General features: G+C 34.6%; 2 protein-coding genes. Both read right to left on the reverse strand.

Annotated features, from left to right (window positions below):
- The coding region (locus ACFV9Q_RS29245; protein WP_377237313.1) for a hypothetical protein at window positions 1-168 on the reverse strand (168 nt) is incomplete at its 3' end.
- Between the two features lie 7 nt (window positions 169-175).
- On the reverse strand, window positions 176-571 hold the full coding sequence (nrdI, locus tag ACFV9Q_RS29250; RefSeq protein ID WP_375806966.1) for a class Ib ribonucleoside-diphosphate reductase assembly flavoprotein NrdI: 396 nt from the start codon (window positions 569-571) through the stop codon (window positions 176-178).
- Window positions 572-684 lie beyond the last annotated feature (113 nt).

Raw genomic sequence — 684 nt, forward strand, 5'->3', positions numbered from 1 at the left:
ATATTCGCTTAAGAATTCTTCTTCGTAGTAATCATTTTTAATCAGATAATCCAGTTTCTCTTTTAAGTCATGGCAAAAGGCTGTGTTTTGATTAATGTAGTCAACAAAGTACCTGTGTACCGTATCCTTATCCTTCTCAAATTGAAACTTCCCGTCTTTCTGAATCATGATCTCATTATTGAGCTTGATCCACTTTGGTATGGTGTTTGTCAATAAGTTGTACCTCCCGATTAATCTTCTGCAAATCTTGTTTTGTTCCACTAAGTTCAAACTTTAATAACAATGGTACGTGGAACATTGCTGAAAGCTTGTCCCCAGCTAAACCATAGTTATCACCCCAAACCTTGTTACCACTCACAGCAACTCCTTTTATTTTATTTTTATTCTTAATAATAAAATTCAAAGTCCTTTCAGGTACTTCCCCAAAGCCTATCGTATATGTAATATGTATGAATTCTTCTTCAACAATTAAGTCATCTGTAATTTCAATGATGTCGAAGTTTAACTCCCTTTGCAGTGCTTGAGCAAATCTTTTCACGTTACCTGTCTTACTTTCATATGTAATAATCAATATTCTTTAAATGCCCCGTTAAATAATCTGTTTGTGGTTGTTTCTGCTTCATTTTCAGCATGACGGAATGCTTCAGACATTTCTAAGTTAAGGTCTCCCATTTCCACATAGCC

The sequence above is a fragment of the Promicromonospora sp. NPDC059942 genome (assembly GCF_042731755.1).
Classification (GTDB): Bacteria; Actinomycetota; Actinomycetes; order Actinomycetales; family Cellulomonadaceae; genus Promicromonospora.